Here is a 22,811-nt window from a genome sequence, read left to right as displayed (position 1 = left end):
CATGAACGACTACACCGAATACGCGACCGGCGCACCGGTCATCGACACCAAGGCCCCCGACGGCCCCGTCGCCGAGCGCTGGGACACGCGCCGCTTCGAGGCCAAGCTGGTCAACCCGGCCAACCGCCGCAAGCACACCGTCATCGTCGTCGGCACCGGCCTGGCCGGAGGTTCGGCCGGGGCGACGCTGGCCGAACAGGGCTACCACGTCGTCCAGTTCTGCTTCCAGGACTCGCCCCGCCGGGCCCACTCGGTCGCCGCCCAGGGCGGCATCAACGCGGCGAAGAACTACCGCAACGACGGCGACTCCGTCCACCGGCTCTTCTACGACACCGTCAAGGGCGGTGACTTCCGGGCCCGCGAGTCCAACGTCCACCGGCTCGCCCAGATCTCCGTCGAGATCATCGACCAGTGCGTGGCGCAGGGCGTCCCCTTCGCCCGCGAGTACGGCGGCCTCCTCGACAACCGCTCCTTCGGCGGCGTCCAGGTCTCCCGTACCTTCTACGCCCGCGGCCAGACCGGGCAGCAGCTGCTCCTCGGCGCCTACCAGGCACTTTCCCGGCAGATCGCCGCCGGCAACGTCGAACTGCACCCCCGCACCGAAATGCTCGACCTGGTCGTCGTCGACGGCAAGGCCCGCGGCATCGTCGCCCGCGACCTGGTCACCGGAAAGATCGAGACGTACTTCGCCGACGCCGTCGTGCTGGCGAGCGGCGGCTACGGAAACGTCTTCTATCTCTCGACCAACGCCATGAACTCCAACGCCACCGCCATCTGGCGCGCGCACCGGCGGGGCGCGTACTTCGCCAACCCCTGCTTCACCCAGATCCACCCCACGTGCATCCCGCGCACCGGCGACCACCAGTCCAAGCTGACTCTGATGAGTGAATCGCTCCGCAACGACGGCCGCATCTGGGTGCCGAAGGCCAAGGGCGACGACCGTCCCGCCAACGAGATCCCCGAAGAGGAGCGCGACTACTACCTGGAGCGCATCTACCCCGCCTTCGGTAACCTCGTGCCCCGTGACATCGCCTCCCGCGCCGCCAAGAACGTCTGCGACGAGGGCCGGGGCGTCGGACCGGGCGGCCAGGGCGTCTACCTGGACTTCGCCGAGGCCATCGCCCGGATGGGCCGCGCCGAGGTCGAGGAGAAGTACGGCAACCTCTTCGACATGTACGCGCAGATCACCGCGGAGAACCCGTACGAGACCCCGATGCGGATCTACCCCGCCGTGCACTACACGATGGGCGGACTCTGGGTCGACTACGACCTCCAGACCACGGTCCCGGGGCTGTTCGCGATCGGCGAGGCCAACTTCTCCGACCACGGGGCCAACCGGCTCGGCGCCTCGGCGCTGATGCAGGGCCTCGCCGACGGCTACTTCGTCCTGCCGTCGACCATCAACGACTACCTGGCCCGCAACCCCCACCACGACGTGGTCGACGCCTCCCACCCGGCCGTGGAGGATGCCGTCGCCGAGACCGAGGACCGGCTCAACCTGCTGCTGGCCGTCGACGGCGACCGTACCCCCGACTCCTTCCACCGGGAGATCGGCGAACTCATGTGGGAGTACTGCGGAATGGCCCGCACCGAGGAGGGGCTGCGCAAGGCCCTCGACCGGATCCCGCAGATCCGCGAGGAGTTCTGGCGCCGCATCAAGGTGCCGGGCACGGGGGAGGAGTTCAACCAGTCGCTGGAGAAGGCCAACCGCATCGTCGACTACCTGGAGCTCGCCGAGCTCATGTGTCTCGACGCGCTGCACCGGGCGGAGTCCTGCGGAGGCCACTTCCGTGAGGAGTCGCAGACCCCGGACGGCGAAGCCGCCCGGCGCGACGAGGAGTTCTCCTACGGAGCGGCCTGGGAGTTCACGGCCACCGGTGACGCCCCCGTGCTGCACAAGGAAGACCTGGTCTTCGAGTACGTCCACCCCACTCAGCGGAGCTACGCATGAAGCTCAACCTGCGCGTCTGGCGCCAGAAGAACGCCGACGCCCCCGGCGCCATGTCCACCTACCAGGTGGACGGCATCTCGCAGGACATGTCGTTCCTGGAGATGCTCGACACCCTCAACGAGGAGCTCATCCTCGCCGGCGACGACCCCGTCGCCTTCGACCACGACTGCCGTGAAGGCATCTGCGGCGCGTGCAGCCTCGTCATCAACGGCGACGCCCACGGCCCGGAGCGCACCACCACCTGCCAGCTCCACATGCGGTCCTTCGAGGACGGCGACACGATCGACATCGAGCCGTGGCGGGCCTCGGCCTTCCCGGTCGTCAAGGACCTGGTCGTGGACCGTTCGGCGTTCGACCGGATCATCCAGGCCGGCGGCTACATCTCCGCTCCCACCGGCACGGCACCCGACGCGCACGCCGTGCCCGTGCCCAAGCCGGACGCCGACTACGCCTTCGAGCACGCCGAGTGCATCGGCTGCGGAGCCTGCGTCGCCGCCTGCCCCAACGGTTCGGCGATGCTGTTCACCTCGGCGAAGGTCAACCACCTGAACGTCCTGCCGCAGGGTGCCCCGGAGCGTGAGACCCGGGTCCTGGACATGGTGGGGCAGATGGACAGTGAGGGCTTCGGCGGCTGCACGCTCACCGGGGAGTGCGCCACGGCGTGCCCGAAGGGCATCCCGCTGCCGTCCATCTCCGCGATGAACAAGGAGTGGCTGCGGGCCACCCGCAAGGTCCACCGCTGAGCGCAGGTACCGGTTCCCGGTCCCGGAGGCCGCCCGCCTCCGGGACCGGGAGGTCCTGTGTGTGCCGCAGGGTCAGGAGGTCACGGAGAGATCGTCCCCGTAGACCGTGCCCTGCCCGTACCAGCCGTGCAGATAGACGGTCACGGTGCCGCTCGACCCGGTGGTGAAGGCCACCGACTGCTTGGCGTAACCGCTCGACGAGCCCCAGGTGCTCGCCGACGCGCCGCCCCGGACACCGAGGTAGCCGTAGTTCCCCTGCACCCATCCTTGAAGCGTGTACTTCGTGTTGGGGGACAGGGTGAGCGTCTGGGTGCACTCGCCGGTCTGCGTGGAGGTGGCCGCCGCGGCGAGCGCGTGCGTACCGCCGTGCACCGGGGTGGAGACGACGGCGCCGCCGGACTCACAGGTCCAAGGGCCGAGCGAGCCGGTCTCGAAGCCGCCGTTCACCAGCGAACCCGTGCCGCCGCCCGGACCGGACACCGTCAGGGTGAGGCTCGCCGCGTGGCTGAGCGTGCCCGACGCACCGGTGACGGAGATCGTGTACGTGCCGGGCGTGGCCGACGCCGACGCGTTCACCGTGAGGGTCGACGTGCCCCCGGCCGTGACCGACGTCGGGCTGAGCGTCGCCGTCACACCGGTCGGCGCCCCGCTCGTCGTCAGCGCGACGGTCCTGGCGCTCCCCGAGGTGATCGCGGTCTTCACGGTGGCCGTGGTCGAGCCGCCCGGTGCGACCGTCGCCGAGGCGGGGGTGACGGCCACCGAGTAGTCGTCCGTCACCGGACCGGTGCCACCGCTCGTGAACGGGGCGAAGGTGTGGCTGAAGTACCAGGTGTCCTGCGCGATCCCGGAGCAGGTGTCGCTCCCGCCGGTGCCGGGGCAGCCGCCGTTGTCGCGCTGGAGTGCCCAGAACGACAGGGTGCTGACGCCCTTGGAGACGGCCCAGTTGTAGACCGAGGTGGCGTCGGCCGTGGTGAACGTCTCGGCCGGGCCGTAGTCGTCGATGCCCGGCATCTCGATGATGCCGGTCATGCCCCACAGCTGGGCTTCGGTCTTCGACGGGTACAGATCGGCGAGTTGGCCCTTGAGGCCGGTGATCGATGTCTGGGTGTCCTGCGCCATGTTGTGCGCGGCGCCGTCGTAGTAGTCGAACGTCATGAGGTTCACGACATCGACCTTGGCGCCGTTGGACACCGCGTTCTCCAGCACCGCGAGACCGCTCTCGGCGAGACCGCTCGTGGTGGTGGGCAGGGTGTACGAGATCTGCACCGAGCGCCCGTTGGCGGCCGCCCAGTCCTGGACCTTCTTGATCGCCTTGTTGCGGCGGTCGATCCCGGCGCTGTTCTCCAGGGAGTTGTCCTCGATGTCCATGTCGAGGCGGGACACGTCGTAGGTCGTGATGACCTTCTCGTACGCCGCCGCGATGGAGTCGACGCTCGTACAGCTGTCCGCGATCTCGGTGCCGCCGTTGTCGGCCGAGTAGCCGCCGAACGACGGGATCACATCGCCGCCGCGCGAGCGGATGGTGGTGAAGTCGGCGCCGAACTCGGACTGGGCGATGGGGGTGCCCGAGTCGCCGTTCCAGTAGGGGGTGCAGGAACCGCGGGCCTCCGTCTGGATGAAGGCCATGGTCAGGTACTTGGCGCCGGACGCCTGCGAGAGCGCGGCCGGGCTGTCGCCGTTCCACGCCTCGAAGTACGGGGCGAAGACGTGCGCTGGCAGGGGAGTGGCGGCGGTTGCGGCGGCCTGTGCGCCGGCGCCTGATCCGAGGACCAGGCCTGCGGTCGCGACGACGGTGGCCAAGGCGCTCAGGACGGCGCCGGCTGTTCTTGGACGTCTCATGGGGCAGCTCCCAGCGGGGTGGGACAACGGGGTGTCGCACGGGTCTGCCGCGCCCGGTTAGGGGCGCGGCCCGTTCCTGTGATTCCCGGCCGGGGTCACGTGCCGCACGGCGAGGAACGACCGTGAGGCATGCCCATGATTGGTCTGGACCAGCTAACTGTCAACGTTCTTTACTGTTTCATTCCCCTTTGCTTGCCGGGGCGCACAACTCATGGGACTTACTGAGGAGTTGTGGCTATTCGAGGTGGAGTGCCGCCCGAAGGTACGCGGCCGTCCGGCTCTCCCGCGCGCGGGCCACGTCCACCGGCGGCCCGGAGGCCACGATCCGGCCGCCGCGGTCGCCGCCGCCGGGCCCGAGGTCGATCACCCAGTCGGCGCCCGCCACCACGGCCATGTCGTGCTCCACGACCACCACGGTGCTTCCCGCGTCGACCAGCCCGTGCAACTGCCGCATCAGCACCTCGACATCGGCCGGATGCAGCCCCGTCGTCGGCTCGTCGAGCAGATACAGGGTGTGGCCCCGGCGGGCGCGCTGCAGCTCTGCCGCCAGCTTGATCCGCTGTGCCTCGCCGCCGGACAGTTCCGTCGCCGGTTGCCCCAGCCGCAGATAGCCCAGCCCCACGTCGAGCAGCGTGCGCAGACTGCGCCCGGCGGCTGGCGCGTCCGCGAAGAAGCCGGCCGCCGACTCCACCGTCAGATCCAGCACCTGAGCGATGTTCAGCCCCCGCAGGGTGACGTCGAGCGTCTCCGGGTTGTACCGCGCGCCGTGGCAGTCCGGGCAGGGCGCGTACGTGCTGGGCAGAAAGAGCAGCTCCACCGAGACGAACCCCTCGCCCTGGCAGGTCTCGCACCGCCCGCCCGTCACGTTGAAGGAGAACCGGCCGGCCCGGTAGCCCCGCTCGCGCGCCACGTCGGTGGCGGCGAACAGCTTGCGCACGACGTCGAAGAGCCCGGTGTAAGTGGCCAGGTTGGAACGCGGGGTACGGCCGATCGGCCGCTGGTCGACCTGGACCAGGCGGTCCACCGCATCCAGCCCCTCGGCCGAGGCGCAGCCGGGCGCCACCAGCTCAGCCCGCGGCTCGGAGGCATCCGCGGTCCGCCGGTCGGCCAGCACGCCCGCCAGCACCTGCCCCACCAGCGTCGACTTGCCGGAGCCGGAGACACCCGTCACGGCCGTGAACACACCGAGCGGGAAGGAGGCGTCCACACCGCGCACGTTGTGCCGGTCCACCCCGTGCAGCCGCAGCCACCCCGAGGGCGTGCGCACCTCGCGTACGGGGGCGGGTGCGTCGTCGAAGAGGAAGCGCCGCGTCGCCGACTCCGCGACATCGGCCAGCCCGGCCGGGGGCCCGCTGTGCAGCACCCGGCCGCCGTGCTCACCGGCCAGCGGCCCCACATCGACGAGCCAGTCCGCCTGCCGCACGACATCCATCTGGTGCTCCACGACGAAGACCGTGTTCCCGGCCTCCTTGAGCCGGCCGAGCACCGCGAGCAGCGACTCCGTGTCCGCCGGGTGCAGTCCGGCCGACGGCTCGTCCAGGACATAGACGACGCCGAAGAGCCCCGACCGCAACTGGGTCGCCAGCCGCAGTCGTTGGAGCTCCCCCGAGGAGAGCGTCGGAGCCGTACGGTCCAGACTGAGATAGCCGAGCCCCAGCTCGGTGACCGTTCCGATCCGGGCCAGCAGATCCCCCGTCAGAACCCGGGCGGTGTCGCCCCCGCCCGCCGCCGACAGCACCTCCGCGAGCCCCGTGAGCGGAAGGCCCGCCAGCTCCGCGATCGTACGGCCCGCGAAGGTCACCGCGAGGGCCTCCGGCCGCAGCCGGCTGCCGCCGCAGACCGGGCAGGGCGCACTCGTGAGGAAGCGCTCGGCCTTCGCCCGCAGTGTGCGGCTCCGGGAGTCGGCGAAGGTGTGCATCACATAGCGCCGCGCACTCATGTACGTACCCTGGTACGGGCGTTGGATCCGCCCCGCGTCGCGCACCGGATGGACCGTCACCACCGGCTGCTCGTCGGTGAACAGGATCCATTCGCGGTCGGCCGGGTCGAGCTCGCGCCACGGCCGGTCGACGTCGTAACCGAGGGCGTCCAGCACATCGCGCAGGTTCTTGCCCTGCCATGCCCCCGGCCAGGCGGCGATGGCCCCGGCCCTGATCGACAGCCCCGGGTCGGGGACCAGGAGCTCCTCGGTGGTGCGGTGGATCCGGCCGAGACCGTGGCACTGGGGGCAGGCCCCGGCGGCGGTGTTCGGCGAGAACGCGTCCGAGTCCAGCCGCTCGGCCCCCTGCGGATACTCCCCGGCCCGCGAGAACAGCATCCGCAGGGAGTTGGACAGGGTGGTCACCGTGCCGACGGACGACCGGGCGCCCGGCGCGGAGCGGCGCTGCTCCAGCGAGACGGCGGGCGGCAGTCCGGTGATTTCGCCGACCTTCGGTGCGCCCACTTGGTGGATGAGCCGCCTGGCGTAGGGCGCGACGGACTCGAAGTAGCGGCGCTGGGCCTCCGCGTAGATCGTCCCGAAGGCCAGGGAGGACTTGCCGGACCCGGAGACGCCGGTGAAGACGGTGAGGGTGTCGCGCGGGATGTCGACCCTGACGTCCTGCAGATTGTGCTCGCGTGCGCCGCGGACCCGGACGTACGGATCGTGGGGGGTGGCCATGGGGGTGGGGCTCCGTACGGTTCGGGGCGGGCTGACCGGGACAAACGGTTTGATTCTAGGCTTCGGCGCGCGGCCGGGGAGCGTGGAGGGCGACCGGTGCCGCGGCTTGCGCCGTGCCGGGTCGTCGAACGCTGTCGCACCTTGGTTTGCTGGGCGCATGAGAGACGACGCCCGGCCGTTGGCCGTATTCGATCTGGACGGCACGCTCGCGGACACCGCCCACCGTCAGCACTTCCTGGAAGGGTCCCGGCGCGACTGGGCCGGCTTCTTCTACGCCGCGCCCGACGATCCGCCTCTGCCCGAAGGCGTACGGCTCGCTCTGAGCAGCTCCGAGGAGTGCGAGGTCGTCTACCTCACCGGACGCCCGGAACGCTGCCGCAAGGACACCGTGGCCTGGCTGGCCCGGCAGGGGCTGCCCGATGGGCGGCTCCATATGCGGCGCAACGACGACCGGCGGCCGGCCCGCAGCACCAAGCTGGAGATCCTGAAGCGGATGGGGCGGGAACGCGAGGTGCGGATGCTGGTGGACGACGACGAGCTGGTCTGCGACGCCGCCGAACTGGCGGGATTCACGGTGGTGCGGGCCCGCTGGGCGCAGACCTCGCCCGCGTTGAAGGACGCTCAGGAACGCGAGGGGCGCACCTGAGTCGCGGAGGGAGCCGTCACTCCTTGTCGTCGAGCCTGAAGCCCACTTTCAGGCCGACCTGGTAGTGCTCGATTTGGCCATCTTTGATCTGTCCGCGGACCTGGGTGATCTCGAACCAGTCGAGATTGTGCAACGTTTCAGAAGCTCTTGCGACGCCGTTGCGGATTGCCGCATCGACGCCTTCATGGGAGGTTCCTACGATCTCGGTGACGCGATACGTGTGATTCGACATGATGTGTCCCCTCTCGTCCCTACCAAGGTGCCCCACCTTGGCGCGGTTCGCGAGAGGTCGCGGAGTGGCGGTCCGTCCGGAACGGCCCTTGACCAAAGTATTGGTCCATACCAAAATCCAGCCACGCCCGTGCGAGCGCAGCCCGCAGTCCCCCACACCGGGTCCGCAATTTTGTCCTGCCGTTTCGCAGAAGGTGACCCTCTTGAAGAACCGCATGCTTGTCGGAGCCATTGCCCTGATTTCCACCGTTGCGCTGGGCGGGTGCGGAATGATCCCCGGGTCGGACGGTTCGGGCAGCAAGAAGGTCACGATCTGGCTGATGAAGGACAGTGTCACCGCCGACTTCCTGGACCGCTTCAAGAAGTCGTACGAGGACGAGCACTCCTCGGTCGAACTGGAGTTCAAGATTCAGAGCTGGAGCGGAATCGGACCGAAGGTTCTCGAAGCCCTCAACGGCAAGGACACCCCGGACGTCATCGAGGTCGGAAACACTCAGGTCGCCCAGTACGCCGAGAGCGGCAATCTGCGGGATCTCACCCTGGAGTCGATGCGTGACCTGGGCAGCGAGGACTGGCTGCCCGGCCTCGCCGAGCCGGGAAGCATCGGTGGTGTCCAGTACGGAATCCCGTGGTACGCGGCCAACCGGGTGGTGATCTACAACAAGGACCTGTTCGAGCAGGCGGGAATCAAGAGCCCGCCGAAGACGCGCGCACAGTGGATCGAGGACAGCGACAAACTGAACCGCGATGGCAACCAGGGCATGTATCTGCCGGGCCAGAACTGGTACGTCCTTGCCGGATTCATCTGGGACGAAGGCGGTGAACTCGCCAGCGACAAGGGCGGCGACTGGATGGGCGCTCTGGGCACCTCCGCCGCGCTCAAGGGCATGGACTTCTACTCCGAACTCCAGGCGCTGGGCGACGGGCCCAAGGATGCGGACGAGGAAAAGCCCCCGCAGAGCGATGTGTTCGCCAAGGGGAATGTCGCGCAGATCATCTCCACTCCCAGCAGCGCGACACTGATCGAGAAGGCGAACCCCGAACTCAAGGGAAAGCTCGGCTACTTCCCGATACCGGGCAAGACCGCGAAGGCGCCCGGTTCCGTATTCACCGGCGGCTCCGACCTGATCGTCCCGCAGAAGGCGGACCAGCGCAGCGCGGGGTTCGAGGTCATCAAGGCGCTGGCCGGGGCGAAGTGGCAGGAGGAACTCGCCAAGACCATGAGCTACGTGCCCAACAAGCCCTCCCTGGCTCATGTCATCGAGGGTGAGGAGAGCACCGCCGCGATGGCCGAAGGTGCCGCACGGGGCCACGCGACCCCGAACTCGCCGCAGTGGGCGGCCGTCGAGGCCGCCAACCCGATCAAGCCCTTCATGACGGCGGTCCTCCAGGGCGGGGATCCGGCGACCGAGGCGAAGACCGCATCCGAGAAGATCACCGCGCTGCTCGCGGGCAGCTGACCCGGCAGCCGTCGCACGGCACCGCGTGCGGGGTGCGGTGGGACCGTCGCACGGCTCCGCGGGGTGGGGCGGTGACCGCAGCGCACCGCGGGATTCAGCCGTCGCACATCCCGGCTCTCCATGGTGGTCACGTCGAATCCAGCCGGTCACGGAAGAAGTAGGAGGGGCCGGGCCCCGCAACTGCGCGGGACCCGGCAGCCGCCCTTGCCGACCCGTCCCCGGAGTCCGTCATGCATGTGCTGCCCACCGCTTCCCCTGCCACCCCCGCCGCCTCCCCGTCCGTACCGGTGCAGCAGTCCGGCCGGACCGTACCCAACGGGCCGTCGCGCTACCGGGTCTCCCTCGCCGTGGACCAGGCGGAGATACGCGCCGCCCAGCGGCTGCGCCACCAGGTCTTCGCGGCCGAGTTCGGCGCCCGGCTGGACGGCCCCGAACCCGGCCTGGACAGTGACGCCTTCGACACGTACTGCGACCACCTCCTGGTCCGGGAGACGGCCACCGGCGAGATCGTCGCCACCTACCGGCTGCTGCCGCCCGAGCGCGCACGGATCGCCGGACGCCTCTACGCCGAGAGCGAGTTCGACCTCACCCGGCTCGCGTCCGTCCGGGACGACCTGGTCGAGGTCGGCCGCTCCTGCGTCCACCCGGCCCACCGCGACGGCGCCGTCATCGCACTCATCTGGGCCGGTCTGGCCCGCTACATGGAGCGCAGCGGACACAACTGGCTGGCCGGCTGCTGCTCGATCTCCTTGTCCGACGGCGGGGCGGCGGCCGGCCGGGCCTGGGAGACCGTACGGACGAAGCACCTGGCGCCAGAGGAGTACTGGGTCTCGCCGCACCGCCTCTGGCAGCCCCCGGCCGCGCTCCCGGACGGCCCCGGAGGGCTGTCCTCGCTCCCGCCCCTGCTGCGCGGCTATCTGCGGCTCGGCGCGCGGGTATGCGGCGCACCCGCCCACGACCCCGAGTTCAACGTCGCCGATCTGTACGTCCTGCTCTCGCTGCGCGCCACCGATCCCCGCTACCTGCGCCACTTCCTCTCGCTCGCCCCGCAGCAATGAGCACCTGGCTGCCCGTCTCGCCCTGCACCCCGCCCGGCTGCGCCACTCACGACGGCCCCGCCCGGCACCCGGTCCCGGCAGCGGCCCTGCTCCTCGCCGGCTGCGCGCTCGCCCTCACCGGCGCCCTGTGCGCCCCGCCGGCCCTGCTCCTGGGCCGGGCTCACCGGGAGCGGCTGACCCGGGCGTGGGCGCACGGGGTGCTTCGCGCGTTCGGGGTACGGATGCGCGTCGTCGGCCGGCCGGAGGGGCACCGGGACGGGCCGGGGGTCCTCGTCGTCGCCAACCACGTCTCCTGGCTGGACATCCCCCTGGTCGCGGCCGTGTGCCCCGGCCGGATGCTGGCCAAGAGCGACATCAGGAACTGGCCGCTGGTCGGACCGCTGGCCGCGCTCGGCGGCACCCTCTTCGTCGAGCGCGAACGGCTGCGCGCGCTGCCCTCGACCGTGCACGCGCTGGCCTCGGCGCTGCGGGGCGGGGCCAGGGTCGTGGTCTTCCCGGAAGGCAGCACATGGTGCGGCCGCGGGCCCGGCGGCCGGTTCCGGCCCGCCGCCTTCCAGGCCGCGATCGACGCCGAAGCCGCGGTCCAGCCCGTCCGCATCCGCTACCTCGACGCTGCCGCGGGGCGCCGGGCCCCCGCGGGAGCCGCCGCGTTCGTCGGCGACGATCCGCTGACCGCCTCCCTGTGGCGGGTGGTGCGGGCGGCCGAACTGACCGCCGAGATCCACGTCATGCCGCCGATCCCGGCGGGCAGTGTCCACGGCCGCCGCGCACTGGCCGGACTGGCTCAGTCCACTGTGGCCAGCGACAGTGCGAACCTGCCTGCCGAGTCGGTCCACCACTGACTCAACCGAAGCCCAGCTGTGGCGAGTTCATCCCGTACACCGTCCTGACGGAACTTCGCCGACACCTCCGTCCGCACCTCCTCGCCGGCCTCGAACGACACCAGCAGATCCAGTTCCGGAATCTTCACCGTGAGCGCCCGGCGGGCCCGCAGCCGCATTTCGATCCATTCCTGCTGCGGGTTCCACCGGGCCACATGCTCGAAGTCGTCCGGATCGAAGTCCGCGCCCAGCTCCCGGTCGACGACCGAGAGGACGTTCCGGTTGAACGCGGCCGTCACCCCGGCCGAGTCGTCGTACGCCGCGACCAGTACTGCCTCGTCCTTCACCAGGTCCGTACCGAGCAGCAGCGTGTCACCGGGGGAGAGCAGCGACCGTACCGAGGAGAGGAACGCGGCTCGCTCGCTCGGCAGCAGATTGCCGATGGTGCCGCCGAGGAACGCCACCAGCCGGGGGCCCGGAGTGGCGGGCAATGACATCTCCGCGGTGAAGTCGGCGATCAGCGCGTGCACGGACAGCTCCGGCCGCTCCTCCAGCAGCGCCTTCGCCGCGCCGCGCAGCGCGCTCTCGCTCACGTCGACCGGCACGTAACTGTGCAGCTCCGGCAGCGCGTCCAGCAGGTGCCGGGTCTTCTCCGAGGAACCCGATCCCAGCTCCACGAGCGTCCGGGCACCGGAGGCGGCGGCGATCTCGGCCGCCCGGTCGATCAGGATCTCCCGCTCCGCTCGCGTCGGGTAGTACTCGGGCAGCCGGGTGATCTCCTCGAACAGCTCACTGCCGCGGGCGTCGTAGAACCACTTGGGCGGCAGCGTCTTGGGGTGCCGGGTCAGACCGTGCAGCACATCGGCGCGCAGCGCCGCGTCCGTCGCGTCCACCGGCAGGGTACGGGTCAGCAGAAAGGGACTCACTCGGTGGGCTCCTTGAGCGGGGTCAGCAGAACATCGGCACGGGTCGCGGTCAGCAGCGTGCGGTCGGGGACCTCTCGCCAGCGCGGATCGTCGTCGTACGGCTCCGAGGCGACGACCGTGTGCCGGCCGGGCTCGGCCAGATACCACAAGGTGTCTCCCCAGGCCGTCGCCACGATGGTGCGGCCGTCGGTCAGCAGCAGGTTGAGCCGGGAGTCGGGCGCAGCCTCGGCAACCTCGCACACCGTGTCGGCGACGGCCTGCGGGAGCGCGTCGCCCGCGGCCAGCCGGTGCTGCACGAGTGCCCACACCAGCGCGGAGTCGCAGCGGGCGGTGAGCCGGAGCAGCTCGGCCGGGGGAAGCGTCGCCGCCAGCGGTGCCACCGATCCCGGCCAGCCCTTCACCGCGCCGTTGTGGCTGAACAGCACACCACCGCCGCTGAAGGGTGCCGCCGCCGCCTCGCCGTCCGGGTCCGCCTCGGTGGCGTCCCGGACCGCGGCGAGCAGTGCCTGGCTGCGCACCACTCTGGCCAGATCGGCGAAGGTCTGGTCGCCCCAGATCGGGCCCTGCCGGCGGTACCGACCCGGCACCGGGTCCCCGTCCGCGTACCAGCCGACACCGAAACCGTCCGCGTTGACGGTCCCGTGCCGCTGCCGGCGCGGCTCCCAGGACTGCCGGACCAGCGAGTGCACCGGCTGCGTCAGCACCATGCCCAGGGGCACCGGCGGGCCCACATAAGCGATATGACGGCACATCAGAGGTCCCTGGCCGTGCGGAATCCGGAGAAGATCTGGCGCCGCACCGGCAGGTCCCAGTTGCGGAACGTCCCCCGGCAGGCCACCGCGTCCACCGCGAACGATCCGCCGCGCAGCACCTTGTGGTCCGGGCCGAAGAACACCTCCGAGTACTCGCGGTACGGGAACGGCGCGAAGCCCGGATAGGGCAGGAAGTCACTCGACGTCCACTCCCACACGTCGCCGATCAGCTGCCCGGCACCGGACGGCGAGCGCCCGGCGGCGTACGCTCCCGCAGGGGCGGGCCGCAGATGGCGCTGTCCGAGGTTGGCGCGCTCCGGAGTCGGGTCCGCGTCGCCCCACGGATAGCGCCGGGAGCGCCCGGAGGCGGGGTCGTGGCGAGCCGCCTTCTCCCACTCCGCCTCGGTGGGCAGCCTGCGACCGGCCCAGCGGGCGTACGCGTCCGCCTCGTACCAGCTCACGTGCAGCACCGGCTCGTCCGCCGGGACGGGCTCGGTCACCCCGAAGCGGCGGCGCAACCACTGCCCGGCGTCCCGGTGCCAGAAGAGAGGCGCCGTCAGCTCGTGCTCACGCACCATCGCCCATCCCTCGGACGCCCACCAGCGCTGCTCCGTGTAGCCGCCGTCCTCGATGAACGCCCGGTAGGCGCCGCAGGTCACCGGCGCGGTGTCGATGAAGAAGCCGGGGACCTCGCGCCGGTGCGCGGGGCGCTCGTTGTCGAGCGCCCACGGCTCGGTCGACGTGCCCATGGTGAACGGGCCGCCCGGGACCAGGACTTCCGCCGGAAGGGAGGTCGCGTCGGTGGCCCGGGGCGGCTCGGGCGCGCTCAGTGCGGCGGGGCCCGAACGCAGTTGATGGGTGATCAGCATGGTCTCGTCGTGCTGCTGTTCGTGCTGCGCGATCATTCCGAAGGCGAACCCGGACCGCAGCAGCGGACGGCCGCCCAGCGGCGTGGACTCCAGTACGTCCAGGGCCCGGCCGCGTACCTCCGAGGCGTAGGAACGGGCCTCGGCGGGCGCCAGCAACGGAAGGGAGGGGCGGGACGCCCGGGGATGCTCGAAGGCGTCGTAGAGGCCGTCGATCTCCGGGCGCATGGCCTCCCGGCCGGCGACGCCGCGCAGCAGCCACAGTTCTTCCTGGTTGCCGATGTGCGCGAGGTCCCAGACCAGGGGCGACATCAACGGCGAGTGCTGGGCCGTGAGTTCGTGATCGTCCACACTGTCGGTGAGGAGTGCGGTGCGCTCACGGGCGGTGAGCAGCGCGGCGAGCGCGCGCTCCCTGAGCACCTCGGGATCCTGGGTGTCCGGGCTCTGCGGCCCGTACGGCGAAGGTGCGGGGGAGTCGGTCATGAGAGGGTCCCCTTCGGGTGGGCCGAACCGTGGCGCCGGTCCGTTGTGAGCAGTTCCCGCAGGTCGTCGGCCGGACAGCGGCCCCGCGCGACATAGCGGTCGCGGAAGCCGGCCACCGCGTCCCGCACGGCCTCCGTGGCGCCCATCCGCGGGAGTGCCTCCAGGGCCAGCTCGAAGCAGGTGACCGCCGCCGCCCGCAGCTCCGGATCGGTCAGCCCGTCGCGGGCGGCCGCGGCCCAGAGCGGATTGCGCGGCGCGGCCAGTGGGCCCGCCGTCTCGGCCAGAGGTTTGACGGTGCGGTACACGGTCTCGGCTGCCTCCGGGTCGTCGAACAGGGCAGTGGTGACGGCCAGCGGCACGAGCCAGCCGTCGTCACCCGGCTGCGCGTCGATCATGCGCAGCTCCAGATGCCCGCGCGGGCGCACCGGCGGGAAGAGCGTGGTGATGTGGAATTCGAGATCGTCCCGGACCGGGCGCCGCGGTTCACCGCGGCGGATCCAGTCGCGGAAGGTGAGCCCCTCGGGCACGGCCCAGGGCTCCTCGTCGCCCCGGATACACATGACGGGCGTGTCGAGGACGTAGGCGGCCCAGGCGTCCCGGGGCGGCAGCTGCGCGGGCGGGGCCAGCGTGCGCAGCGGATCGAGGTCGGCCCACAGCGACTGACGCGTCGAGCGCCACTCCGTCGGCCTCCCCAGCCGGAACGGCGAGTTGGCGAACGCCGCCACCAGCACCGCACCCAGCAGGTGGGCCAGCTGCCAGCGCCGCCCGTATCCGAGCGGGCCCGGCTCCTCCTCTCCGGCGTCCAGGCAGACCTGGACGGACGCGGTCGTGCACATCATGGCCCGGCCCGCCGGGCCCGACCGGTCGAGTACGAGCTCCATGGCGTCGTAGCGGGGCCGGCGCAGCAGCCGGCGCGGCGGATTCCAGGGATCGACGCCGAACCCGGCCGGAGCCAGGTCCAGCCGGCCGAGGGTGTCACGTACGGCGACGAGATCGGCGGCCGTGTCGTTGATGCACGCCATGAGCGATTCGGCAGGGCGCGAGCTGAGTTCCAGCTGGCCGCCGGGTTCGAAGGTGAGCGCCGCGTTCAGCGGCAGCGCCCGGACGGCCGTCGCGGCCGCTTCGAGACGGTGGTGCGGGACAGGAAGGTGGGGCTGTTCGCGATCGTGCAGGAGCCATTCGAGCTCGACCCCCACGATGCGAGGCGGTCCTGTCTTGAAGCAGATACATCGCAGTAAATCCTCCGCCTCGCCTTCGCCGATGGGCGTGGCCTGTTCGGGCGGACGGTGATTGCCGGGTGTGTCGGATGACATGGCCGGGCCTCCTGTTCCGGTGCGTCCGTCCTACCCAAACCCCTGTCGGGAGATCGCACAAGAGTGCCCTGTGCGTCGGAAATTCACTTGCGTCCCTGCCGTGGAGGCGTTCACGATGCCCCGTATGCACCATAAGGGGGAGGGCCGGTGAGCGCCCGGCTGCGCGGCATCGCGCGAGAGACCGAGGCCATCGTCGAGGCGGGTCGCTACCGCACACCGCAGGGCCGGGAGGTCGGCATCGAGCGTGCGCTGGCCGCCGCCCTTTCGGGCACCAGGCTGTACGGCCCCGAGCCGGTGCATGTCGCAGCGCTTGACGGGAACCGCACACCGCGTATCGAGGTCACCGGCGAGAGCAGCCTCCGGGCGGCCGCCCGGATGACCGGCGAGGGACCCGGCAAGGTCGCCGTCCTGAGCTACGCCTCCGCCCGCAACCCCGGCGGAGGGTATCTCAACGGGGCGCAGGCGCAGGAGGAGGCCCTGTGCCGCGGGTCGGCCCTGTACGCGACGCTGTTGCGGGCCCCCGACTACTACGCCCACCACCGGGCCGAACGCAGCGCCTTCTACACCGACCGGGTCATCCACTCACCGGGCGTTCCCGTCTTCCGCGACGACCGCGGCCGGCTTCTCGACACTCCGTACGAGGCGGGATTCCTCACCTCGCCCGCACCCAACGCCGGGGTGATCCGCAGCCGGACCCCGGAGCTGGCGCACCACATCCCCGCCGCCCTTGCTGCGCGCGCCGAACGGGTGCTGGAGGTCGCGGCGGTGCGCGGCTACCGCAGGCTGGTGCTGGGAGCGTGGGGATGCGGCGTGTTCCGCAACGACCCGGCCGAGGTGGCGGGTGCCTTCCGAGCCCTGCTCACCGACGGCGGCCGTTTCGCGGGCCACTTCGAGCAGATCGTCTTCGGGATTCTCGACCGGAACGAAGATTCACCCACCCGAGCTGCATTCGATCGTGTGTTTGACCGTGGAGCTGAGTCTCAGGCTGACGTTGAGCCATAGGGTTCGCCGTCGGTCGGAGCGCCGGCCCTGGACCGTTCGGGTGCGGCGGACCCGCCACGGCGTGCGGGCCGGCGGCGTCCGTGACCGGGCGAGGTTTCGGTCACGGGCCGCCGACTGCTGTCACCGCCAGTCGTAGAGCTCCCGCAGCCGCCCGACGACCAGGTCGAACCTGTCCCGGTCCAGCGCGCACGCCTCACGCCGCATGCCGTCCTCGTGCACCCGCAGCACCCGGTCCAGATCGACCCAGGACGGACGGCCCGAACTGTCCCAGGGCCCCGCTCCCAGCGCCACCCATTCCCGGTCCTGGTCATGCTGCTTGCTGGACAGCTGCACGGCGAGCAGGGTGCCCGCCGCTTCGCGGGCGACCACGAGAACCGGACGGTCCTTGCCGCGTCCGTCGTTCTCCTCGAACGGCACAAAGGTCCAGACGATCTCGCCCGGATCGGGGTCGCCGTCCCGGTCGGGGGCGTAGGAGGTACGGACGGGGCCCACGTCGCGCGGGTCGGCCTGGGAGGTGGCGGCGGGACCGGCCTGGCCGGGGAAGGCGACCGTGCCGTCATTGCTGTCGCTGCGGTGCTGGATGGTCATCGGAACACCGTAGAACCTGCACGGCCCCTCGTGGGGAGCGGGTCCGCCGTAAGGCCCGCGGACCGCGACCGTGACACCCCGGCATCCGGCGGGTCCGGACCTCGGCCTGAGGTTCACACCCGGTCCGGGCCCCGGCGCGTCCCCGTGCCGAACGGGTCTGGAAGACTGCCCGACGCCATGAGTCAGTTACCCAAGCAGCCCACCGAAGGCCCCGTTCCGACCAGCGCCGACGTGGCGCGGCTCGCCGGCGTCTCCCGGGCCACCGTGTCGTACGTACTCAACAACAACTCGGCCGTGCGGATCAGCGATCCGACCCGCCGCCGGGTGCGGGAGGCCGCCAACGAACTCGGCTACGTCCCGCATGCGGCAGCCCGTAGCCTGCGCGCCGGACACTCACGCATGGTGCTCCTGCCGACCGCGAACCTCCCCACCGCGCCGCTGCACCACCGCTTCCTGCACGGGCTGGAATCCGGCCTGCGGCGCCTCGACTACACCGTCGTCCAGTACGGCTCGATCGGCCTGGACCCGGGAGACGCCGCCCGTGCCTGGGCCGAACTGCGGCCGGTCGCCGTCATTGCGCCGGCGTCGGTCCCCCTTGCCCCGCAGAGCATCGCCGTGCTCCGGCGCTCCGGCGCGAAGGCGGTCATCACCCTCGGGCCGCAGCCGGTGCCCGGTGCCCACGCGCTGATCACCGATCAGCGGGAGGTGGGCGGCAGCGCCGTCCGGCACCTGCTGGAGCGCGGCCGGCGCCGGATCGGCGTGGTGATGCCCGCGGAACCAGGTCTCGACCTGTTCGCCGGCCCCCGACTGGCCGGTGCCCGGCAGGCCGCCGCGGCCGGCGGGGCCCGGATCGAGGAGCTCCCGCTGCGGTACACGGAGGAATCGGCTGCCGGTCTGGCCGCCCGCTGGCGCACGCTCGGTCTGGACGCCGTCTTCGCGTACGACGACAGCTACGCGATGCTGCTGATGCGGGCCCTCCAGGACGCCGGCGTCGAGATGCCCGCGGAGACCGCTGTGGTCGGCGCGGACGATTCCATGCTGGGAAGGCTGTTGCGGCCCAGGCTCAGCAGCGTACGGATGGAACTGGCCACGTTGCAGCCGCTGGCCGACCTCGTCGACCGGCTGGTTCAGCACCCCGGGACGGAACCGGAACGGCATCACCTGCTGAGGGCGCGGACGGTCCACCGCGAGTCCAGCTGAGGCAGCCGCCAGCGCGGCAACATGCGGGGCGGACGCCCCTTGCTTAGCGTCATGACCATGAGCCATCCGCAGAGTTACGAGATCCTGCTGGTCCCCGCGTTCACCGACAGCAAGGGCACGGCGGACAAGGGAGCAGGCACGAAGGATTCCGGTGCCGGGGAATCCGGGTCCAGTGATGCCGCTTCCGGTTCCGGTGATGCCGGTGATGCCGGTGTAGAGGAAGCCGGGGCCGAGGAACCGGCCACGCAGGACTCGGACGCCGAGGACTCCGGCAGCCGGGCTGTCGGGACCGTCCGTCCCGGCGCGGCCATCCGCTCGGCGGTCGTGGCCGCCACCGGTGAGACGGGCGAGTCCGGGTACCCCCGCTACGCCGGCGACGGCATGGTGGCGGACATCGACCCCGAGACGCACACCGTCGAGGCACTGCTGATCGACGGATCGGAGCTCGACTACGGACTCTCGGTCCGCGTCTCGGAGCGGAAGGCGGACGGCTGAAGCCGCCCTGCTCCCGGCACCGCAACAGTCAGGGCCCGGCCGTCATGGCCGGGCCCTGCTGCGAGTGCGGCGTCGGTCCCGCCTACTTCTGTTCCTTCTGCTGGTCCTCGATGGACTTGCGGACCTCGTCCATGTCCAGCTTCCTGGCCTGGCCGATCACGTCTTCCAGGGCCGCCTCGGGCAGCGCGCCCGGCTGCGAGAAGACAGCCACGTTGTCCCGGACGATCATCAGCGTCGGGATGGACCGGATCTCGAAGGCCGCCGCCAGCTCCTGCTGGGCCTCCGTGTCGACCTTGGCGAAGACCAGGTCCTCGTGACGGTCGGACGCCGAGTCGTAGACCGGCGCGAACTGCCGACACGGGCCGCACCAGGAAGCCCAGAAGTCGATCAGGACGAACTCGTTCTCACTGACGACCTGATCGAAGTTTTCTTTGGTGAGCTCTACGGTGCTCATGCTCTGCTACCTCTTCCTGTGACCGTATCGACGTGTCCCGGGACAACGGTGACCGTGCTTGCGCTATTCCGCCTGCCCATGTGGCCGCCGCGCACACCCATGACAAGAATGGCCCCATGACACATGCTGTGGAGCCTGTCGCGTACGACGTCGTGGTCATCGGTGCTGGTCCGGTGGGTGAGAACGTGGCCGACCGTGCCCGGGCCGCCGGGCTGAGCACCGTGATCGTCGAGTCCGAGCTCATCGGCGGCGAGTGCTCGTACTGGGCCTGCATGCCGAGCAAGGCCCTTCTGCGCCCCGTCGTCGCCCGTGCCGACGCCCGCCGCGTCCCTGGCCTCGCAGGCGCTGTCCAGGGACCGCTCGACACCGCCGCCGTGCTCGCGCACCGCGACACGTACGCCTCGCACTGGAAGGACGACGGCCAGGCCGCCTGGCTGGAGGGGATCGGAGTCGACATCTGCCGGGGCCACGGCCGGCTGACGGGCCCGAAGGCGGTCACCGTCACGGCGCCCGACGGTACGGAGCGCCGGCTCACGGCCCGGCACGCGGTGGCCGTGTGCACGGGCAGCCGGGCCGTGGTCCCCGACCTGCCGGGCATCGACGGGGCCCGCCCCTGGACCAGCCGGGAGGCGACGAGCGCCAAGGAGGTACCCCGTCGTCTCGTCGTCGTGGGCGGGGGAGTGGTCGGCGTGGAGATGGCCACCGTCTGGGGCGCCCTGGGAGCCGACATCACCATGCTGGTCCGCGGCAAGGGGCTGCTGCCCCGCATGGAGCCGTTCGCCGGTGAGCTCGTCGCCGAAGCGCTGACCGACGCGGAAGCCGACATCCGCACGGGCGTCTCGGTCACCTCCGTGCAGCGCTCCGCACCGGACGGGCCGGTCACCGTCGTACTCGACAGCGGCGAAGAGATCGAGGCCGACGAGATCCTCTTCGCGACCGGCCGCGCTCCGCGCACCGACGACCTGGGCCTGGAGACGGTCGACCTGAAGCCGGGGGACTGGCTCACCGTCGACGACAGCTGCCGGGTCGAGGGCATCCCCTGGCTCTACGCCGTCGGCGACGTGAACCACCGGGCGCTCCTCACCCACCAGGGCAAGTACCAGGCCCGCATCGCGGGCGCGGCGATCGCCGCCCGTGCCCAGGGCGACCCGCTCCTGGAGACGGACCGCTGGGGTGCGCACGCGGCCACCGCCGATCACGCGGCCGTCCCGCAGGTCGTCTTCACCGACCCGGAGGCCGCCTCGGTCGGCCTCACCCTCGCCGAGGCGGAGCAGGCCGGCCACCGTGTCCGCGCCGTCGACCACGACCTCGCCGCGGTGGCCGGCTCCGGCCTGTACGCGGACGGCTACCGGGGCCGCGCCCGCATGATCGTCGACCTGGACCGGGAGATCCTGCTGGGCGTCACCTTCGTGGGTCCGGGCATTGGCGAGCTGCTGCACTCGGCGACGATCGCGGTCGCGGGAGAGGTCCCCGTCGCCCGCCTCTGGCACGCGGTCCCCGCGTATCCGACGATCAGCGAGATCTGGCTCCGGCTGTTGGAGACGTACCGGGAGAGCGGATCGTGAACCGCGTGCGGCCGCCGCGGACGCCGGTCCGCGACCAGGTGCCCGTCGAGATTGACGCACCCGTCCACCGGTCCGCGAGGCTCTGATGTCCGGCGCGCCGACGGACGCCGCCCCCACCGAGGTCCTCGGACCGCCGGTGAACCTGGTGCTGGTCGTCGGCGTGTCGGGCTCCGGCAAGACGACGGTGGGCCGGCTGCTCGCCCAGCGGCTCGGCTGGTCCTACCGGGATGCGGACGAATTCCACTCCGCGACCGCCCGCGCCGGGATGGCGGCCGGCCAGGCACTCACCGACACCGACCGCGAGCCCTGGCTGGACGCCATCGCCGCCTGGCTCGACCACGCGACCGCCGCGGGCCAACAGGCGGTCGTGACCTGTTCCGCTCTCAAGCGTGCCTATCGCGACCGGCTGCTGCGCGGAAGACCGGAGATGCGGCTGGTGTATTTGCACGGCACCCCCGAGCTGATCGCCTCGCGACTGTCCGGCAGACGGGATCACTTCTTCCCGGCCGGCCTGCTGGAAAGCCAGGTCGCCGACCTCGAGGAGCCGGAGCCGGACGAGCATCCGCTGGTGGCCGAGATCGACCAGCCGCCCGAGGCGATCGTCGCCGCGCTCGCCTCGCTGCTGCGCCCGTCCACCGTCCGTGACCGGCCGACAGGTGTGCGTTCCGAGGAACTCACGCCCTCCGAGGTGGTTCCCGCGAGCCCGACAGGTGAACAGTGGACCCTGACGTGGCAGGGGCAGCAGGCCGTCGTGGTGCAACTGGGCGCCGCCCTGCGCCACTACGAGGTGGACGGCCGGCCGGTGCTGGACGGATTCGCCTCCGACGCGCCCATCACCGGAGGACGGGGCCAGATTCTCGTCCCCTGGCCCAACCGCATCGGCGACGGCCGCTACACGTTCGACGGGACCGGCCTGCAACTCCCGCTCACCGAACCGGAGAAGGGCAACGCGATCCACGGGCTGCTCCGGTGGGTTCCGTGGCGCCTGCAGGCACGGAGCGAGGAATCGCTGCGGCTGGCCGGTGCCATCCGCCCGCAGCCGGGCTATCCCTTCCTGCTGGACGTGACCGCCGAGTACCGGCTGGGGCCCGAAGGTCTGGATGTCACGGTCTGCGCGACCAACGTGGGGGACGGACCCGCTCCCTACGGCGTCGGGCAGCACCCGTATCTCACGCTCGGTGCCGGTCCGGTCGACACGGCCTTGCTGACCGTGCCCGCGCGGGAGCGCTTCCTCACCGACGAACGGGGTCTGCCGGCCGGTCAGGACCCTGTCGGGGGAACGGACTTCGACTTCCGTACGGCCCGCCCCATCGGCTCCCGGCGACTGGACACCGCCTTCGCTCTCGACCGTGGCGACGACGACGTCGCGGTCGTGCGGCTGGCGCATCCCTCGGGGACTCACGGCGTCGATGTCCGGCTGGGCGAAGGCACCCGGTACGTACAGATCTACACGGGCGACACGCTGCCGGAGACCGAACGCCGCCGGGGCGTCGCGGTGGAGCCCATGTCGTGCCCGCCGGACTCCTTTCGCAGCGGCCTCGGTGTCCACGTACTGGAGAAGGGGCACACTCATGTCCTCCGGTGGGGTCTCACGGCATGGCGGACCACGTGAACGCGTAAGCCGTTCGTGTCTCGCTGCGGTTGAGCCGACCGGGGGAGGCCGATCCGCCCGATGGCCCAACAGCGGCCCGGCGGGGCCGCCGACACGTTCATCCGGTGGTTGCCTGAGCCCCCGCCTGCCGGCCAGAGGCCGGCCGTA

General features: G+C 71.2%; 20 protein-coding genes. 11 read left to right on the top strand and 9 right to left on the bottom strand.

All coding sequences use genetic code 11. The annotated features are described in order from the left end of the window. Position 1: 1 nt before the first annotated feature. Positions 2 to 1,951 (top strand): fumarate reductase/succinate dehydrogenase flavoprotein subunit, encoded by a 1,950-nt coding sequence (locus tag ACIOEW_RS26760; protein ID WP_401966506.1) that lies wholly within the window; start codon positions 2 to 4, stop codon positions 1,949 to 1,951. After that, the gene (locus tag ACIOEW_RS26755; protein ID WP_401966504.1) at positions 1,948 to 2,694 is read left to right on the top strand and encodes a succinate dehydrogenase/fumarate reductase iron-sulfur subunit; all 747 of its coding nucleotides are present in this window, start codon (positions 1,948 to 1,950) and stop codon (positions 2,692 to 2,694) included. Before ACIOEW_RS26760 ends, ACIOEW_RS26755 begins: the two co-directional genes overlap by 4 nt. A gap of 72 nt (positions 2,695 to 2,766) precedes the next feature. On the opposite strand, the gene ACIOEW_RS26750 is transcribed toward ACIOEW_RS26755, so the two are convergent. Continuing rightward, entirely contained in the window at positions 2,767 to 4,533 is a 1,767-nt protein-coding gene (locus ACIOEW_RS26750) for a glycosyl hydrolase family 18 protein (RefSeq protein ID WP_401966502.1), read from the bottom strand. A gap of 235 nt (positions 4,534 to 4,768) precedes the next feature. Next, the gene (locus ACIOEW_RS26745; protein ID WP_401966499.1) at positions 4,769 to 7,192 is read right to left on the bottom strand and encodes an ABC transporter; all 2,424 of its coding nucleotides are present in this window, start codon (positions 7,190 to 7,192) and stop codon (positions 4,769 to 4,771) included. Positions 7,193 to 7,349: 157 nt separating this feature from the next. Here ACIOEW_RS26745 and ACIOEW_RS26740 point away from each other — a divergent pair, with 157 nt between their 5' ends. After that, entirely contained in the window at positions 7,350 to 7,838 is a 489-nt protein-coding gene (locus ACIOEW_RS26740; protein ID WP_401966498.1) for a hypothetical protein, read from the top strand. A gap of 16 nt (positions 7,839 to 7,854) precedes the next feature. On the opposite strand, the gene ACIOEW_RS26735 is transcribed toward ACIOEW_RS26740, so the two are convergent. Next, positions 7,855 to 8,070: a dodecin gene (locus tag ACIOEW_RS26735; protein ID WP_350993072.1), complete on the bottom strand. Its 216-nt coding sequence runs from the start codon at positions 8,068 to 8,070 to the stop codon at positions 7,855 to 7,857. 202 nt (positions 8,071 to 8,272) lie between these two features. Here ACIOEW_RS26735 and ACIOEW_RS26730 point away from each other — a divergent pair, with 202 nt between their 5' ends. The 3 genes from ACIOEW_RS26730 to ACIOEW_RS26720 all read left to right on the top strand — a co-directional run bounded on the left by ACIOEW_RS26730 (position 8,273) and on the right by ACIOEW_RS26720 (position 11,429). Further along, a complete protein-coding gene (locus tag ACIOEW_RS26730; protein ID WP_362552319.1) occupies positions 8,273 to 9,529 on the top strand; it encodes an extracellular solute-binding protein in 1,257 nt (418 codons plus the stop codon). Between the two features lie 230 nt (positions 9,530 to 9,759). Beyond that, the gene (locus ACIOEW_RS26725; protein ID WP_401966496.1) at positions 9,760 to 10,587 is read left to right on the top strand and encodes a GNAT family N-acetyltransferase; all 828 of its coding nucleotides are present in this window, start codon (positions 9,760 to 9,762) and stop codon (positions 10,585 to 10,587) included. Beyond that, a complete protein-coding gene (locus tag ACIOEW_RS26720; RefSeq protein WP_401966494.1) occupies positions 10,584 to 11,429 on the top strand; it encodes a lysophospholipid acyltransferase family protein in 846 nt (281 codons plus the stop codon). Before ACIOEW_RS26725 ends, ACIOEW_RS26720 begins: the two co-directional genes overlap by 4 nt. Here the strand turns inward: ACIOEW_RS26720 and egtD are convergent. Genes egtD through egtA form a run of 4 tightly spaced genes read right to left on the bottom strand, consistent with a single transcriptional unit; the run spans position 11,372 to position 15,748 of the window. Beyond that, positions 11,372 to 12,334 (bottom strand): L-histidine N(alpha)-methyltransferase, encoded by a 963-nt coding sequence (egtD, locus tag ACIOEW_RS26715; protein WP_401966493.1) that lies wholly within the window; start codon positions 12,332 to 12,334, stop codon positions 11,372 to 11,374. The two genes, ACIOEW_RS26720 and egtD, sit on opposite strands and share 58 nt — an antisense overlap. Then, positions 12,331 to 13,086 (bottom strand): ergothioneine biosynthesis protein EgtC, encoded by a 756-nt coding sequence (egtC, locus tag ACIOEW_RS26710; protein WP_401966491.1) that lies wholly within the window; start codon positions 13,084 to 13,086, stop codon positions 12,331 to 12,333. Before egtC ends, egtD begins: the two co-directional genes overlap by 4 nt. Further along, complete coding sequence (egtB, locus tag ACIOEW_RS26705; protein ID WP_362552304.1) at positions 13,086 to 14,435, bottom strand: ergothioneine biosynthesis protein EgtB; 1,350 nt, start codon at positions 14,433 to 14,435, stop codon at positions 13,086 to 13,088. Before egtB ends, egtC begins: the two co-directional genes overlap by 1 nt. Next, the gene (egtA, locus tag ACIOEW_RS26700) at positions 14,432 to 15,748 is read right to left on the bottom strand and encodes an ergothioneine biosynthesis glutamate--cysteine ligase EgtA (RefSeq protein ID WP_401966489.1); all 1,317 of its coding nucleotides are present in this window, start codon (positions 15,746 to 15,748) and stop codon (positions 14,432 to 14,434) included. Before egtA ends, egtB begins: the two co-directional genes overlap by 4 nt. 147 nt (positions 15,749 to 15,895) lie before the next feature. Between egtA and ACIOEW_RS26695 the strand changes: the two genes are divergently transcribed. Continuing rightward, on the top strand, positions 15,896 to 16,750 hold the full coding sequence (locus tag ACIOEW_RS26695) for a TIGR02452 family protein (RefSeq protein ID WP_401966488.1): 855 nt from the start codon (positions 15,896 to 15,898) through the stop codon (positions 16,748 to 16,750). A gap of 120 nt (positions 16,751 to 16,870) precedes the next feature. Here ACIOEW_RS26695 and ACIOEW_RS26690 read toward each other — a convergent pair whose 3' ends face one another. After that, complete coding sequence (locus tag ACIOEW_RS26690) at positions 16,871 to 17,338, bottom strand: type II toxin-antitoxin system PemK/MazF family toxin (RefSeq protein ID WP_362552295.1); 468 nt, start codon at positions 17,336 to 17,338, stop codon at positions 16,871 to 16,873. A 177-nt stretch (positions 17,339 to 17,515) separates the two neighbouring features. Between ACIOEW_RS26690 and ACIOEW_RS26685 the strand changes: the two genes are divergently transcribed. Together ACIOEW_RS26685 and ACIOEW_RS26680 are read left to right on the top strand one after the other, a co-directional pair. Continuing rightward, positions 17,516 to 18,538, top strand: a complete 1,023-nt coding sequence (locus ACIOEW_RS26685; RefSeq protein WP_401966486.1) for a LacI family DNA-binding transcriptional regulator — start codon at positions 17,516 to 17,518, stop codon at positions 18,536 to 18,538. 57 nt (positions 18,539 to 18,595) lie between these two features. Next, positions 18,596 to 19,033 carry a hypothetical protein gene (locus ACIOEW_RS26680; RefSeq protein WP_401966484.1) on the top strand — a complete coding sequence of 146 codons (438 nt, stop codon included), beginning with the start codon at positions 18,596 to 18,598 and terminating at the stop codon, positions 19,031 to 19,033. 82 nt (positions 19,034 to 19,115) lie between these two features. On the opposite strand, the gene trxA is transcribed toward ACIOEW_RS26680, so the two are convergent. Further along, entirely contained in the window at positions 19,116 to 19,487 is a 372-nt protein-coding gene (gene trxA, locus ACIOEW_RS26675) for a thioredoxin (RefSeq protein ID WP_362552286.1), read from the bottom strand. Between the two features lie 116 nt (positions 19,488 to 19,603). On the opposite strand from trxA, the gene ACIOEW_RS26670 reads away from it, so the two are divergent. Continuing rightward, positions 19,604 to 21,052 carry a dihydrolipoyl dehydrogenase family protein gene (locus ACIOEW_RS26670; RefSeq protein WP_401966482.1) on the top strand — a complete coding sequence of 483 codons (1,449 nt, stop codon included), beginning with the start codon at positions 19,604 to 19,606 and terminating at the stop codon, positions 21,050 to 21,052. 85 nt (positions 21,053 to 21,137) lie between these two features. Further along, entirely contained in the window at positions 21,138 to 22,664 is a 1,527-nt protein-coding gene (locus tag ACIOEW_RS26665; protein ID WP_401966481.1) for a gluconokinase, GntK/IdnK-type, read from the top strand. The last annotated feature ends 147 nt before the right edge of the window (positions 22,665 to 22,811 follow it).

The sequence above is a fragment of the Streptomyces sp. NPDC087901 genome (assembly GCF_044742205.1).
Classification (GTDB): domain Bacteria; phylum Actinomycetota; class Actinomycetes; order Streptomycetales; family Streptomycetaceae; genus Streptomyces.
Note: the sequence above shows the minus strand (reverse complement) of the source record. Positions and strands in the feature narration are given on the sequence as shown.